The sequence below is a fragment of the Nostoc sp. EspVER01 genome, from assembly GCF_034530635.1.
Taxonomy (GTDB): Bacteria; Cyanobacteriota; Cyanobacteriia; order Cyanobacteriales; family Nostocaceae; genus Nostoc.
Genome location: NZ_JAVRCS010000044.1, coordinates 1 through 15,098, shown reverse-complemented (window position 1 = coordinate 15,098; position 15,098 = coordinate 1). Strand labels below are relative to the sequence as shown.

General features: G+C 40.2%; 12 protein-coding genes and 1 pseudogene. 2 read left to right on the top strand and 11 right to left on the bottom strand.

Going from position 1 to position 15,098, the window contains the following annotated elements; all coding sequences use genetic code 11:
- Positions 1-90: 90 nt before the first annotated feature.
- Positions 91-1,350, bottom strand: coding sequence for an MFS transporter (locus RMX69_RS25490; RefSeq protein WP_322639103.1), 1,260 nt, complete (start codon positions 1,348-1,350; stop codon positions 91-93).
- Between the two features lie 486 nt (positions 1,351-1,836).
- Here RMX69_RS25490 and RMX69_RS25485 point away from each other — a divergent pair.
- Positions 1,837-2,028 (top strand): annotated as a pseudogene (locus RMX69_RS25485) (DUF2811 domain-containing protein); the annotation flags it as partial.
- Between the two features lie 668 nt (positions 2,029-2,696).
- Here the strand turns inward: RMX69_RS25485 and RMX69_RS25480 are convergent.
- Positions 2,697-3,416 carry a response regulator transcription factor gene (locus RMX69_RS25480; protein WP_094348795.1) on the bottom strand — a complete coding sequence of 240 codons (720 nt, stop codon included), beginning with the start codon at positions 3,414-3,416 and terminating at the stop codon, positions 2,697-2,699.
- A 647-nt stretch (positions 3,417-4,063) separates the two neighbouring features.
- Here RMX69_RS25480 and RMX69_RS25475 point away from each other — a divergent pair.
- Complete coding sequence (locus RMX69_RS25475; protein ID WP_289798780.1) at positions 4,064-4,690, top strand: CPP1-like family protein; 627 nt, start codon at positions 4,064-4,066, stop codon at positions 4,688-4,690.
- Positions 4,691-4,986: 296 nt separating this feature from the next.
- Here the strand turns inward: RMX69_RS25475 and RMX69_RS25470 are convergent, their stop codons facing one another.
- The 9 genes from RMX69_RS25470 to RMX69_RS25430 form a co-directional block, all read right to left on the bottom strand.
- The gene (locus RMX69_RS25470) at positions 4,987-5,679 is read right to left on the bottom strand and encodes an HAD family hydrolase (protein ID WP_322639102.1); all 693 of its coding nucleotides are present in this window, start codon (positions 5,677-5,679) and stop codon (positions 4,987-4,989) included.
- A 102-nt stretch (positions 5,680-5,781) separates the two neighbouring features.
- A complete protein-coding gene (gene hppD / locus RMX69_RS25465; protein ID WP_322639101.1) occupies positions 5,782-6,840 on the bottom strand; it encodes a 4-hydroxyphenylpyruvate dioxygenase in 1,059 nt (352 codons plus the stop codon).
- 106 nt (positions 6,841-6,946) lie between these two features.
- Positions 6,947-7,651, bottom strand: coding sequence for an SDR family oxidoreductase (locus tag RMX69_RS25460; RefSeq protein WP_289798777.1), 705 nt, complete (start codon positions 7,649-7,651; stop codon positions 6,947-6,949).
- Positions 7,652-7,732: 81 nt separating this feature from the next.
- A complete protein-coding gene (locus tag RMX69_RS25455; protein WP_322639100.1) occupies positions 7,733-9,007 on the bottom strand; it encodes a transposase-like zinc-binding domain-containing protein in 1,275 nt (424 codons plus the stop codon).
- Between the two features lie 186 nt (positions 9,008-9,193).
- Positions 9,194-9,973, bottom strand: coding sequence for a phosphate ABC transporter ATP-binding protein (locus RMX69_RS25450; RefSeq protein WP_289798775.1), 780 nt, complete (start codon positions 9,971-9,973; stop codon positions 9,194-9,196).
- Between the two features lie 820 nt (positions 9,974-10,793).
- Entirely contained in the window at positions 10,794-11,588 is a 795-nt protein-coding gene (gene pstB, locus RMX69_RS25445) for a phosphate ABC transporter ATP-binding protein PstB (RefSeq protein WP_322639099.1), read from the bottom strand.
- A complete protein-coding gene (gene pstA, locus RMX69_RS25440; RefSeq protein WP_322639098.1) occupies positions 11,582-12,505 on the bottom strand; it encodes a phosphate ABC transporter permease PstA in 924 nt (307 codons plus the stop codon). Before pstA ends, pstB begins: the two co-directional genes overlap by 7 nt.
- Position 12,506: 1 nt before the next feature.
- Complete coding sequence (pstC, locus tag RMX69_RS25435) at positions 12,507-13,421, bottom strand: phosphate ABC transporter permease subunit PstC (protein WP_322639118.1); 915 nt, start codon at positions 13,419-13,421, stop codon at positions 12,507-12,509.
- A gap of 111 nt (positions 13,422-13,532) precedes the next feature.
- Positions 13,533-14,546: a PstS family phosphate ABC transporter substrate-binding protein gene (locus RMX69_RS25430; protein WP_322639097.1), complete on the bottom strand. Its 1,014-nt coding sequence runs from the start codon at positions 14,544-14,546 to the stop codon at positions 13,533-13,535.
- Between the last annotated feature and the right edge of the window lie 552 nt (positions 14,547-15,098).

Below are 15,098 nucleotides of genomic sequence, written 5' to 3'. Positions count from 1 at the left end.
ATAATGATTTGCCTGTTTGTTGTATCAACGTACCACTGTATTTAACTCCCTAAAAAATCGCTAAACATGGATATAATACCATTTTGGTGATTAATCAGCCAAAATTCGATTCAGGTACTGTAAAATTGCCGCAGCGATCGCTACGCTCAAAATGAAGCCTAGCCAGTAAGTATTAGTAATAATTTGTGGTCGATCTAATGCCCATCCACCCAAGGGATGACCAATAAAAGAGCCAATAGCCCAGCACAAAGCGTTGATAGAAAAATACACGCCGCGTTGATTTTCTGGGGCTAACTCAGTCACTAAAGAGGCAGCAGATGGGGTATAAGAAACAATCGCCACAGCAAATACTCCCAATGCCAATGTTACCCAAAGCAGATGATGAGATGGGGCTATACCGCTAACCCAAATCAGTCCGAAACCAATTGCCCAGAAAATCGCGGAAACAGTGAGCGCAAGTGTGTGAGAGCAGCGTTTTAAAATGTTGGTGACAGGCAACTGACAAATAATTGCGAACACTAGATGCCAAGCAAATAGTCCGCTAATGGTAGTTTCAGTAAATCCCTTGGTGGTACTTTCGAGAAAAACAAAGTTTTTGAAGTAAAGCGGCAGGGTGCTGTGGATTTGAGAAATATAGATCGTAAAAAATATATTAACTGCGATGTAGACTAGGAAACGCCCATCTCTTAATACTGCCATCCATGCAGCAAAATGTTCTGTCTTTTCAGATTTCTCTATCTGCTGGTGTTCAGTTTCACTAATCCCTAAATACACAACTCCAAAAAATACCATAAAAGAGATGGCATCAATCACAAATAGCCAGCGATAACTCCCAATTATCGCAATCAAAAACCCTGCTAGCACAATTCCGATCGCTAACCCCAGATTATCAGCTAGTCTGGCGATCGCAAAAGTTTCGCGGCGATTGTCAATTTGGCTGGCGTCAGCAACCACAGCTTCAGCTGCTGGCCAATAGAAACCTATCCCTAAACCGCTAATCAAGCTACCGATTACCAAAGAAGTAAAATTATCGGTTGCAGCTAAAACTAGAGAAGCAATTGCTGAAATCGCCGTCGCTAGCAACAAAGTGCGGCGGCGTCCCCAATCTTCAGAATCAGCCAAAGAACCACCCGCAATCCGCCCTATAATGCCGGAAATCGAGGCGCTACCCAAGGCTACCCCAACACTGGTTGCAGATAAACCAAGTTGATTAACAAAAAAGATGGGCGCATAAAACAGGGTAAAGCCGGTACCAACTTCCGAGAGAAATCTCCCAATTGCGAAAATCCAGACCTGGGGATGTATCGAAGGCAACCACGATGATAACTGCGATTGAGAAGCTAATTTCATGAGCTTAAATGTCATAGTTTGATGACATTTTTGTAATTCTTATCATTGGTTACTATTTTCCTCATTCATTCCACAGGGTTTCCACAGGGATTTTAGCAGTTTTCCACAGGTGCTATACGAGCTAATAGGCTTCTTACTGTCTTACTGGGGATTGTTGATTACAAGCAGCAAAGAAGTTTAAGGACTGAGTTTTTATAAAGTAAAGTAACAAAAAGTGGACTCAAACACCTATTCTTTCGTTCGCATTTATTTTTTATACCATCGTTTTTAACATTTCGCAGCATTGACAAACCCACCCCCTCTTGGCGCACAATGATGCGGCTTGCTTTTATAATCCTGTTCAACCACTGCTATCAAATGTGTAAAATATATTACTATTAGATGTAAGTGCAGATTGTCGGGATAGCGAAAGAGCGTGTAAAGCCCTAAACCGCTTTACCGCAAGCAACTTGTCCCTCTTGATTATCCTCATAGGAGGAAAATCTCATGAAATCAACGGTTAGCATCTTTACAGAAATTCCTGAAACACTCCACGAATCATTAAAAAACTACTTAGAAACCCATCCCGATTGGGATGAAAACAGAGTACTGACGGCGGCACTATCATTGTTTTTACTCCAAAATGGAGATAGCGATCGCCGTGCTGCTCGAGTCTATCTGGAAACTTTGTTCCACCACTCCACAGTAGAAATGCCCTGTACCGACTCACCAGCAACAGCTAATTTACTAGACACCCCATAGGTACTGGTATGAAGGGCGTTATTCCCTATTTATGAATGGGGCACGGCATTCCGTGCCCCATTAACGGGATTTTAAGCTAATAGCGATCGGCAATATTACAATAAAAAAGATCGGTAGATTCCGATCCATAAAAAAGTTCTAATAGTTTCTCTTAATTATTGCCAAAAGTAGTTGGTAATAGGGTGGACTTTACCTTTGTTCTCAGTCTCCGTGGGAATACCTATTTTTAGGCTGCCACTTCCCTGACTCACAGCAGCCCAATGAGCAGTGTTTCTAGGTAGAGGCTAGAAACGGGGTTTTAAGGGGACTTTAGCTGAAGTTGACAACAATGCACAGCTATCTGCCTTATGAACTCCAAATGTCAGCACCGTTATATCTACCAAAACGGTAACATACCAAGAAATATTTTCCAGTGGACTCTCTCCCCTGTCCACTATCTTAAATAGATAGATAAATAAATATCTCAAATCACTGTTTGGCGTGTATTTGAGGAATATCTACTTATTTTGATTATCTAAATTTGTCTGTTACTAAAACTAAGAAAATTCATCAACCACTACCCCAAGAGTAAACAGTCAAGAGTTAAAAAACTCCAGACTATAAACTTAGGACTTGGCTTCCAAATGTTGGGGATGAGCAGGAGATTCAAATTTATAGCCTACGCCACGTACAGTTTGAATTAATGCTGGTTGACTAGCATCAATTTCAATCTTCTTGCGAATTTGGCCAATATGAACATCTACAACCCGCTGGTCGCCGACATATTCATAATCCCACACCTCTTGGATTAGCTCCGCCCGGCGCCAAACTCGACCTGGATGACTAGCTAAAAAATGCAACAAGTCAAATTCCAGAGCAGTTAAAGGTACTGCTTGGTTATTAAGTGCTACCTCCCGTCGCACTGGATCGATCATAAGTTTTTCAAATACCAAGCGTTTCTGCTCGGCCGTAGTTATCACTCGCTGACGCCTCAAAATAGCTCCGACTCTGACTTCTAGCTCTCCTAGTCCAAAAGGCTTAGTGAGATAGTCGTCAGCACCTTTAGCAAAGCCGCGAATTTTATCAGCTTCGTCAGCACGGCTAGTCAACATCAAAACAAAAACACCATTACGACTTTGCATCTCTTGGCAGAGGTTAAACCCTGTGACATCTGGTAAATTCACATCTAGAATCACCAAATCAGGGTTAAATTGCTCAAATAGATTTAAGGCTGTCTTTCCGTCTTCGGCAGCCTCCACCTGATAGTTCTGTTTAATCAAAAAGCGTTGGATTAAATTCCGAACCGCAGGGTCGTCGTCAACTACAAGAATCTTGGCAGGAGCCATGACCATTACTTTGCACAAAAATTCGTAAGATTAACAAGAGAATTGCGTAAAAACGCAGTTGCCACTTTAGGACTAACTAAGAATCTACATGGCTACGGTATAACAATCCCGATCGCTCAAGAATAAATACTCTAATCAGGATTGTGGGCAATTAGAAGGCGAAACTTCTGTTAGCCAACAGTATATAAGCGCTCTGACTTTAACTGCAACCGTTCTTGATAGCAAGACACCTTCTCAATCCCCGTTAGGTGGTAACTTAAAACGTTTCAATTTTAAATCGATATGTGGATATATACCACAAGCGATTATTCAGTATAATTAAAAAAAACTCTTTTAGGGCACAGTAAGTTGCCAGATTTGAAACATTAAAGTTGATTTTTTCATAAAAACCATCACTTTTAGGTACTCTCCGTTCAAATTCTAGATTAGAGCCAGAATTAGACAACGACATGAGGGTATACACGGAGTTATAGCGATATGTTAAAGTGACTATAGTTGAAATTACAAAGTCGATCAAACTAACCCGTGCTACTATCCTGGTAGGGCATATAAATAGATCGAGACTTTAGTTTCGATCAAAATAAAACCTAAAGCTGTTTTTTTCGATAAAAGACTGCCGCTGACTGAGGCTGAAGTAACAAACTCCCATGAGCGATCAAAATCCCTACGAAAAACTTGGGGTATCAGAAGAGGCTAGCTTCGATGAAATTCAGGATGCTCGTAATCGCCTATTCGAGCAACATAATGGCGATGCCAAGCATTTAGAAGTGATTGAGGCTGCTTACGATGCGATTTTAATGGATCGCTTACGGATGCGCCAGGAAGGTAAAATCAAAGTCCCTGAGCGGATACGGTTTCCAGAGTTGCGAGTACAATCGCCTCCTAAAGAAAGTCCAACCCCTCGCGAGCAGTCACCCGCATGGCTGCAACGGATGCTGGATCAGCCAACTCCTGCGGATATACTCTTACCAGGAGCTTGGTTTCTCGGTTTGAGTTCTATTAGCCTGTTCTATCCAGAGGGAGGCGATCAGGTTTTGCAGTTAGCATTGGTGGTTGGCGTAGGCACTAGTATTTACTTTCTTAATCGCAAGGAAGGCAAATTTGGCCGAGCAGTTTTGTTCACCCTGGTCAGTTTAATAATTGGCCTAATCGCTGGAGGACTAGTTGCTAGCTGGCTCTTACCACAAATATCATTTATCAGTCTGGAAACAAATCAGTTCTCTACTGTAGTGACGTTTATATTGTTGTGGTTAGTTAGTAGTTTTCTACGTTAAACCACTGCCGTAAGCAGGTTTGTATAAAGAAGACATGGTTTATGTGTGTTCTTCTAAGATAAAAAAGTCAGGAGTCAGAATACCTATTCTGACTCCTATTTTAATTTGCAACCTGAATTTCTGATTCATATCATGTCCGCTTGATTGCTTATTAAACCCGAAGAACCCCACCCCGCCAAAGCTGTGCTTTGTCTCCCCTCCCCGCAGGCGGGGAGGGGTTGGGGGTTGGGGTTATTTTATTATGGGTAATTTGGCGGACATGATATCATTGAATCTGTTGCAGCTACAAAGCCTTTTTATACCAAGTCTTTAGGTTTTAGAACTATATCTACAGCAGTGCTGAAATCCTGAACGATTAAGTCGGGGTGATAAAGTTCTAGTTGGGTGCGATCGCGAATCCCAGATTCTACAGCCATCACCTTAATACCATAATTTTTCGCAGCGGTGATGTCGGCTTCCGTATCTCCCACCATCCAGGTATCAGCAGCCGGAGGGAGTTCTTTTAATGCCCTAGCCATTAACAAGGGCTTATCTTCAATATCGCGAGTTTTAACGTAATCGTTACTCAGGCAATAACAACGATTTTCTGGGAAAAATTTACCTAGATCGTATTTTTTAAAGGCATAATCTAGTTCTCTAACTCGGCGCATCGTCATAACTGCTAAATCAATTCCAGCTTGTTGAATTTTTAACAGTGCATCCACAGCACCAGGCGCGAGGGTGTCATAGTTGAAATAAGCTTCTGTATGAACTGTTTGCCGCCGCAATTGGGCGAATTCTTGAGCTTGGGTTTCGTCTAACCCGGAATTTAAGGCGATTTGTTTTTCAGGAACACGCGATCGCTTTAACTGCCAAAATTCCGCTTTTGGAAGTTCTTGCACTACTTGATCTGGGCGACGGGTTTTATCTAAGCAAAATTGATAAACGCGGTAGTACCGTTCCGAAACATCAATAATTGGGCCGTCGAAGTCAGTAATCAATCTTAGCATCGGCGGAAAAAGTTAATTTTTATTAAAATTATCTCAGATGTATGGCTATTTTTGGAAACTATCAAGTTTAGCTAATTTCAATTGATATTTTGCACTCAGGCATTATTGCAAAGTACCGCGTTTGATTTGTTCGCTTTCAATAGCTTCAAATAAAGCGCGAAAATTACCTTCGCCAAAACCTTGAGCTTGGAAACGGCGTTCAATAAACTCAAAGAAAAATGTCGGTTCTTCAAAAATAGGCTGGGTGAAAATCTGTAGTAATAAGGGTGCAGTATTTCCCCCCTCTAAAGAAGTATATTCTTGCCAGTCTACGAGAATTTCTTGTTGAGCGATCGCTTCCAGTTCTAAGGGTGATAGTGTAAGTCCTGGACGCTGTTTTAACTGGGTGTAATAGGTTTGGGGAACCGAGAGTAAGGATAGACCACTGGCACGAAATTTAGCGATCGCACTCACAAGATTAGTTGTTCGCAAAGCAATATGTTGAATTCCTGACCCCCGATTGACATCTAGAAATTCCTGAATTTGAGAATTCTTGGAAGCAGGTTCATTAATTGGCAATTGGACGCTACCGTTGCGCGAAACCATCACCTGGCTGTGTAAAGCAGAGCGATTGGTTTTAATTTTAAATGCCTGTTGGGGTTGAAAATCTAGAATTTTTTCGTACCAAGCCACAGCATTTTCCAATTCACCAACCGCCACGTTCAGCACTACGTGATCTATGGCGGTAAAAGTGTTGTCACTTGTCATTTGTCCTTTGTCAAAAACCAATGACCTTTCTATCAAAGTATGAGTCAATCCACCCCAGGCGGCAATTTTGCCACATTTGATGAACGCCGTACCTACCTGGCGTTCTTGGATGGGTTGTAGGATTGTAGCACCATGTTTTTGAGCTAGTGCGATCGCGCCTTCGACATCTTCGACAGCAAAAGCGACATCTGCCACACCCGGTGGATATTGACGCAGAAATTCCGCTACTGGACTTGTAGGTAACAGTGGTGAAGACAGAAAAAAGCAGACATCACCATTTTTAACCACTTCTGTACAAGTGTGAAATGAACTGATGCGATCGTCGGTTACTGCTTGAAAACCAAGATGGCGTACAAACCAATCCCGCCACACTTTGGCATCTTCTACATAGAAATGAACGTGATCAATTTTCATAGATATTGAAAATCCAGCATAACAGTTTATATATCTGTAAATTTTGCCTTTTTTGCTAGATTTTCACGTCCTTCCTAAGCAAGAATTATCTAGGCGCACTCTGCCTTTAAAAGAACAAATGACTATCAGGTTGAATGTTAATTTCCATTGGCACAGCTTGCGGTTCGGCAGAAAGAGCAAAGAAAATCGCATTGGCAGCAGTTTCAGGACTGAGCATTTTTTTTCGGTCTACTTTTAGGTTGACGTTATCCCAAAAAGGAGAATCTACCCCACCAAAGTAGAATAGCGTGAACTTGATACCAAAACGCTTGAGTTCCTCTGCCATGCACTTGCTAAAACCGACAACACCAAACTTAGAAGCCGAATAAGCCGCCGCCATCCCCATCGAATGCTTGCCCAGAACTCCTACTACATTACAGATGTGACCAGACTTGCGCTTTTGCATCTCTTCAGCAGCCGCCTGAGTGGTGTAAAAGCTACCTTTTAAGTTGACATCTAACATCTTGTCTAAATCAGCGGGTTCTAGGCTGTTGTAGGGCTTGAGTATACCAGCACCAGCTGCATTCACTAAAATATCAATTTGACCAAACTCAGCGATCGTCTTTTCTATCAAAGTATCTACCTGTTTGGGGTCAGTAATATCGGTGGGAACAGTCAAAACTTGTCCTGGTAAATCAGCAGCCAGTGTGGTTAAACGTACCGCATCTCTGGCAGCTAGTACCAACCGAACTCCGGTAGGCGCAAGTTTTTGTGTTAAAGCTGAACCAATACCACCAGTAGCACCGACGATAACAACAACTTTATCCTGCATTGTATTATTTACATTTATTTACATCTTTTTACATAATACAGAATTACAGACTCAGGTTGTACGTAAACATCCAGAAAGTATCTATTCGGAAAGTAGCGGCATTACTTCATATTCCTTGCCACTCGCCTTTAATGTAAATGTGGGAGATGATTTTAAATATTTGGTAAAATTGGAACCTAACTTTAATTTTTTAATAATTGAATTAGGAGATTCTCCAGTTATTTTCTGTAACTCTGAACCTAGTTTGGACACAGATAATTTAGTTTGGGGAGACTTTATTTGTATATCTTGAATAATTTTTAATAATAATTTATCTAATGTTTTTTCATTAGGGATTTCCGCAGTATCTTCTTGAACTAATTGTACAGATAAATTATCTATAATAGGGATAATTTCCTCACTTTCTGGTTGCTTATGATTAGATTTATTAGTAATATTGGATCTTTCTTGAAATAAACTCGTAATAGTTGTTAACCTGTGTAATCGAGTATTGATTGAATCTTGTTCATTTTTAATTAAATCTTGAATTTGCTCAACCACCTTTTCCAAGGATGGAACTTCTGTTGACATTGTTAAGGAATAATGAGTTAATTTGCCAGTATTCCGGTTTTCTATATGTAAAGTTTGCCCTTGTCTACGTATCCAATAGACAACTAATCCTTGGTTTTGGAGTTCGTTGCAAAGGTGAATTAAAATTCCATCGCTAGAACAGACTAATATTTCTTTAACTGTTGGATAAGAACGTACAATACAAGCACCGAAAGCGATCATTTTTGCATCAGCACTATTCTTACCCTCTGGGACATGGACAAGTTGATAGCCACGGTTATATAGTTCAATGTCTTGCTTTCCAATACTGGGATTTTTCCAGTTAGCAAATGCCATTTTAAATTGGAGGGGATATTTGCAGACACTAGCTAAAAACAATTCTGAATTAATATCTAGTTTTAAGTTTTCTGCATCCAAAAGTAGAAGTGATATCCCTGTTTCTAGTTGATAGTTTATTTCCGGTTTTTGTTGAATTTTTTGGATAAATTGGCTGAAAGCAGCAGATTCTAACCAATCAGGCGATAATATCGTTTGCAGCAGTTGTTCAGCTAATGTCAAACTCAAAGAGTCAAGGCTTTTCTCTGTGATTTTTTCTTCTGGCAGGTTTTTTGCTAAAGAAAGTTCCGTCGTTTCAGCCTTAGATACTTTAGTGTGTCCGTTGCTGTTAGCAAGCAAGTCAGTTTCTAAGGAACGAGAGAATGCAGGTTCTAGGAATTGTTTACCACAATTTTTGCAGAGGTAATTCTGCTTGTCATTCCGACGACCATTTTTACGATATGAAGTAGATTCGCACCGGGGACATTTCATTTTATGATTCAGGTGGTCTAGAGCAAATACTTGTCTTTAAATATATAGTATAAAAAAATACTGTCAATATCAGATTGCATTGCCTAACACCATAACAACTGAAAACAAGCGGAAATTCAATTTAATTCTTCATTTCCGCTTGCACTATGTATTAATCCTCTGAATAGCTAGAATTTAAGAAGCACTTCAACCGACGCGAGCAAAAACATAATCGCGGGTGCGAGCATCCACAGGGTTAGTAAAGATTTTATTGGTAGTACCAAATTCAACCATTTGAGTAATCCGATTTTCATTACTATAAAAGAAAGCCGTAAAATCAGATAGGCGAGTAACTTGCTGCATATTGTGAGTAACAATCACAATTGTCAACTCAGAACGCAAATTATGGATCAAATTCTCGATTTTCATACTACCCATAGGATCGAGACCTGAACAAGGCTCATCCATCAAAAGAACATTCGGCTTGACTGCTAAAGCACGAGCAATACATAATCTTTGCTGTTGACCACCAGAAAGCTCTAAAGCAGATTTGTGCAGCTTATTTTTCACTTCATCCCAAAGTTCGGCAGCTTTGATGGCAGATTCAACAATTCCATCTAATTCTACTTTCGGATGCCATCCAACTAACTTCACCCCATAAGCAACATTATCGTAAACGCTCATGGGAAAAAGATTTGGTTTGGGAAAAACCATACTAACTTGGCGACGTAAGCGATTGATGTTGACACGACGCTCATAAATACTCTGCCCAAAAAATTCTACTCTTCCTTCAACTTTTATTTCTGCTTCTAATTCACTCATGCGATTTAACGATTTAAGAAAAGTAGACTTCCCACAACCACTAGAACCAATAATTGCCGTGACTTGGTTTTGGTAAATATCCATTGACACGCCTTCAACTATCTTTTGAGTGTCGTAAGAGAAGCTGAAGTTTTTGACTCTGATGGCTGGAATTAGTTTACTCATATTCCCAAAACGTGTGAAATAAAACTTGATCAAGTAAAACAGTACAAATTAGCAATGCTGTTTCACTATGTTACTGCTAAAATGAGATATTCATAGAAATTACGTAGTTATACAGTAGTCGTGCAGCAGATAAGTGGTTAGTAGATATTTATATAATGCTGTGTTCCAAAATTTATTTTTTACAGACGTTTTTCTAGCACCTTCTCCACATTGACTAATACCTCTTGGTTAAGGAGGGAAGTAGAAAGATTGCTTGCCCTGACTCGTCATATTTTCATGACTTAACCTTTCTGACAAATTGATAAAAATATTATCAGTAAAAAGCAAAGGGTATTTTAAAAATTAAAATTGTATCTCATTTTTATAATTTTTGCGCTTTGTAATTCTACTTAATTGAATCATTGGATTAGTACATCCTCATTAAAAAGATTAGTTGCTAAAAAATGCCTCAACAATGATGATATTTTAAATTATGTTTTTCTGTTGTTATAGTTCTAGTTGAAAATTTTTTATAAAGGTTACAAAGAATTATGCCATGATTGTGAGAGAAATGTCTACGGAATAAGGCTTTCAAGGATTTTGAACCTAGTTTTCCATAAAAAGTACTGAAGAGCCAAAACTCTAATCATCATTAAATTTCCTACGGAAAAAATAAAGCGCCTGTCGATCGCAGGCGCTTTTTCGCAATTTTTAAGTGATTATCATTCTTAGCTGAACTGGTTCTATTTTCGCAAAGTGCGATCGCTCTGTCCAACCTAGGCATCGCTTGAAGGGGCGAGAAACCAGATATAGCAAGCTTTGAGTTTTCTATAAAATATTCTTATCCAAAACGACCATTCACATAGTCTGCCGTTTGTTGCTTCAAGGGGTGATTAAAAATCTTTTCTGTGCGATCAAATTCCACCAACTCACCTAAATACATAAACGCAGTGTAATCAGAAACACGAGCGGCCTGCTGCATATTGTGAGTGACAATCAAAATCGTCACCGTTTCTTTCAATTGATCGATCAACTCTTCAATACTGGCGGTAGCTATGGGGTCTAAGGCTGATGTCGGCTCATCAAATAGAACAATCTCAGGATCGGTCGCCAAAGCGCGGGCGATACACAACCGCTGCTGTTGACCACCAGAAAGGTTAAAAGCTAAATCATTTAGACGATCCTTGACTTCATTCCACAAAGCTGCTTCATGCAAAGCTTTCTCTACTTTTTCATCAAGGATTGCACGTTTCGATTCACCCCGCACCTTCAAACCGTAAGCTACATTTTCATAAATGGACTTAGGAAAGGGATTAGGTCTTTGAAACACCATACTAATCCGCATCCGTACCTCAATTGGGTCAACTTTATTACTGAGCAGGTTAATCCCATCTGGCTCAAGAGTGATTTCCCCCTTATAGCTATTTCCAGGGTAAAGGTCGTGCATTCGATTAAAACAACGTAACAGGGTGGTTTTACCACATCCAGAAGGCCCAATCAGTGCCGTTACTTGTTTTTCACCCACTGACATATTAATGTCTTTGAGAGCGTGGACTGTTCCACCGTAGTAGAAATTCAGATAATTGACCGAAGCTTTGATGGATTTTTCTGGGGTTGATGATGCAATTTCTACCATTTGATTTTTTTGCGTAAACGATAGCGGATATAAATTGCTACAGCGTTCATAGCCAAAGTAATGGCAATTAGAACAATACCTGCTGCTGCTGCATTCACCTGAAACTCAGCTTGAGGACGAGATACCCAATCGAACATTTGAATGGGCATAACTGTAAACGGAGCGAGTAACCAAGAGAATGAGATGTAGGGAAACTGCTCAGTAATTGGTGGTTCTGGTAAGAAGGCTATAAATGTCAGCGCACCAATGGTAATTAGGGGCGCAGTTTCACCAATAGCTCGTGCTAAGGCAACAATAATCCCAGTGAGAATTGTGCCTGTTGAGTAAGGCAAAATATGATCCCAAATCATTTGCCACTTAGAAGCCCCTGTTGCATAGGCAGCTTCACGGATACTATTTGGTATAGCACGCAGAGCTTCACGGGTAGAAACTATCACCACTGGTAAAACCAATAACGCCAATGTAAACCCAGCGGTAATAATACTTCGACCGAAATTGAACCCATAAACAAATACACCCAAAGCCAAAAGTCCGTAAATAATCGACGGAACACCAGCTAAGTTGGTGACATTAATTTCAATTACATCAGACAACCAATTTTTTCGGGCATACTCTTCTAAGTAAATACCTGATGCTATGCCGATGGGTATGGCTACTAAAGACGTTACAAACATTACTAATAATGTTCCCACCCAAGCTGAGAGAATACCTGCTTCTTCCGCCCTGCGACTAGGAAACGAAGTTAAAAATTGCGATGAAAGACGTGGGAAACCATCGGTGATTAAATCAAATAATAGTGCCAGTAATGTGACAATACCAAACAGCATCGACAATATGCCAATAATGTTGAAAATATATTGCGATCGCTTATTCCGGCTAATAGTCTTACGGACTTCTTGAATATTAAGAGTTGTCATATCAATAAATTTCTCGATAGCGCTTGGTGAGAAAATGACCAATGATGTTGAAGACTAAAGTCATTAACACTAACGTCAGTCCAACTGCAAAGATAGTCTGATATTCCAGGCTGCCATGAGGTAGGTCGCCGAGACTCACCGATACAATGTAGGCTGTCATGGTAGCGGCTGGTTCCATCGGGTTAAGGGTCAAGTTGGGTTGTCCACCCGCAGCAATAGCCACTATCATCGTTTCACCGATCGCACGAGAAATCCCCAAAATGTAAGCCGCAGAGATCCCAGAAATAGAAGCCGGTAATACGACTCGCAAAGCTGTCTGGAAACGGGTAGCCCCCATTGCATAAGAAGCCTCGCGTATATGTGCGGGTACTGTACGCATGGCATCTTCACTCAGGGAACTGACATAAGGAATAATCATAATACCGATGACGAGTCCCGCACTTAACATACTAAAACCAGGTAAATCTGGCAAAATTACCTGTAACAATGGTGTGAGAAATAAGAGCGCAAAATAACCGTAAACTACTGTAGGAATACCCGCCAACAATTCTAAAGCTGGCTTGACAATTTCCCGAACGATGGGTGAAGCAAATTCACTCAAGTAAATAGCAATAATTGTACCTAGCGGTACTGCCACTAATAAAGCAACAAATGTAGTGACTAATGTTCCTGTCACCAGAGGTAAAATACCGTAGTGCTTATCATCAAATAATGGTGTCCATTGAGTATCTGTAAGGAATTCCCATAAAGATACTTGTTGAAAAAATAGAATTGACTCGTAAAATAAGATACCAAGAATTGCTACTGTAGTTGCCACAGAAGAAAGTGCCGCTAGAAACAAGACAGACTCTATTGCCCGTTCTTGCAAATCACGCACTAGCTTTCGAGAGAGTTGAGTTTGTTTTACACTACTCATGCTGGAATGCGATCGCTCTTTGGATGATGAATTTAAATACACAAAGAGAGGTACTACACCTCCCTTTGATAAATTGCAGATTTTGAACTAATTCAAAAATCAAAATTAGGCTTATTCTCTGGCTTCACGGCTTAATAATTCTTCAATTTTTAGCCCAACTGATTCTTGACCACCAAAAATCGTGCCATATCTCTTCTTATTGAAGTGATTCTGGGCGGTAGTGTATGCTGACACTGGCAGGGGAACGTATTTTACTTCTTGAGAAAACTTAGCTGCATTTTGCAAGTAAAATTGCACAAACTGCTTTACTTCTGGCTTGTCAATAGACTTGGAACTAACATAGATAAAAATGGGGCGAGATAGCGGACTGTAAGTGCCATTTTTAACTGTTGTTTCTGAGGGCGATACACCGTTGATTGGCACTGCCTTCAGTTTATTTTTGTTTTCTGCGTAATAGGCATAACCGAAGTAACCAAGGGCGTTCTTATCACGGCTAACACCTTGTACAAGTACGTTGTCATCTTCGCTAGCAGTAAAGTCACCCCGACTAGACTTCGATTTGCCAACAACAGCCTCAGTAAAGTAGTCGAAGGTTCCAGAGTTTGCACCAGGGCCAAACAACTTCAGAGGTGCATTGGGGAATCCATTACGAACCTGATTCCAACTTTTGACCTTTCCCTGTGCCCCAGGCTCCCAAATTTTCTTCAATTCAGCGACTGTGAGATTTTTTGCCCAGGAATTTTGAGGGTGAACTACCACTGTCAAAGCATCATAAGCTACTGGTAGCTCAACATAACGAATACCCGCAGCTTTGCAAGCATCGATTTCTTTTTGTAAGATGGGGCGAGATGCACCGGAGATGTCTGTCTCGCCACGACAGAACTTTTTGAAGCCGCCGCCAGTACCAGAAACGCCTACTGTAACTCTCACTCTACCGCTTTGTGCCTTTTGGAAGTCTTCTGCTGCTGCTTCCGTAATTGGGAAAACGGTACTAGAACCATCAACCGTAACTGTGCTGACGCTTTGGGAATGAACGGCAGATATTGATAGACCAAAGGTGGCGGTCACTAATGAGACTATACCTAATACTGTCAGGCTATTAAGCTTAAAGTTCATCTTTTTCATAACAAAATTCCTAGTTTGTTGGACATTGAATTTCCGCTAATTCGCCTCAAGACATAACTACTTTTTCAAGTTAAAACTTTAGTGAATAAACGGAATGTCCATAGTCAATAAGATGACATGAGTAGTTAATGCATGAGTTAAATTTTAGTTAATTAAAGATTAATCAGAATTGATATATTCTTCAGCAAAAATATAGCCGCACTGAGCTATGTAAGCAGCAAATACCAGTACATTAGTAAGATCAAATATTTGAAGAAGAATTCAGAATTCAGGAGTCAGAATCAATGAATCGGGGATACCCCTGCGGTCAGCAAGCTACAGAAGCGCCATTTCATTGTTGACTACTCAAGTTGGGATTGAGTGTAGTGTTTTACATGAGTAATGAGTGGATGAGAAATAGGTATTTACTCATTACTTATTACTCATTACTTATTACTCATTACTTATTACTCATTACTTATTACTCATTACTTATTACTCATTACTTATTACTCATTACTTATTACTCATTACTTATTACTCATTACTTATTACTCATTACTTATTACTCAT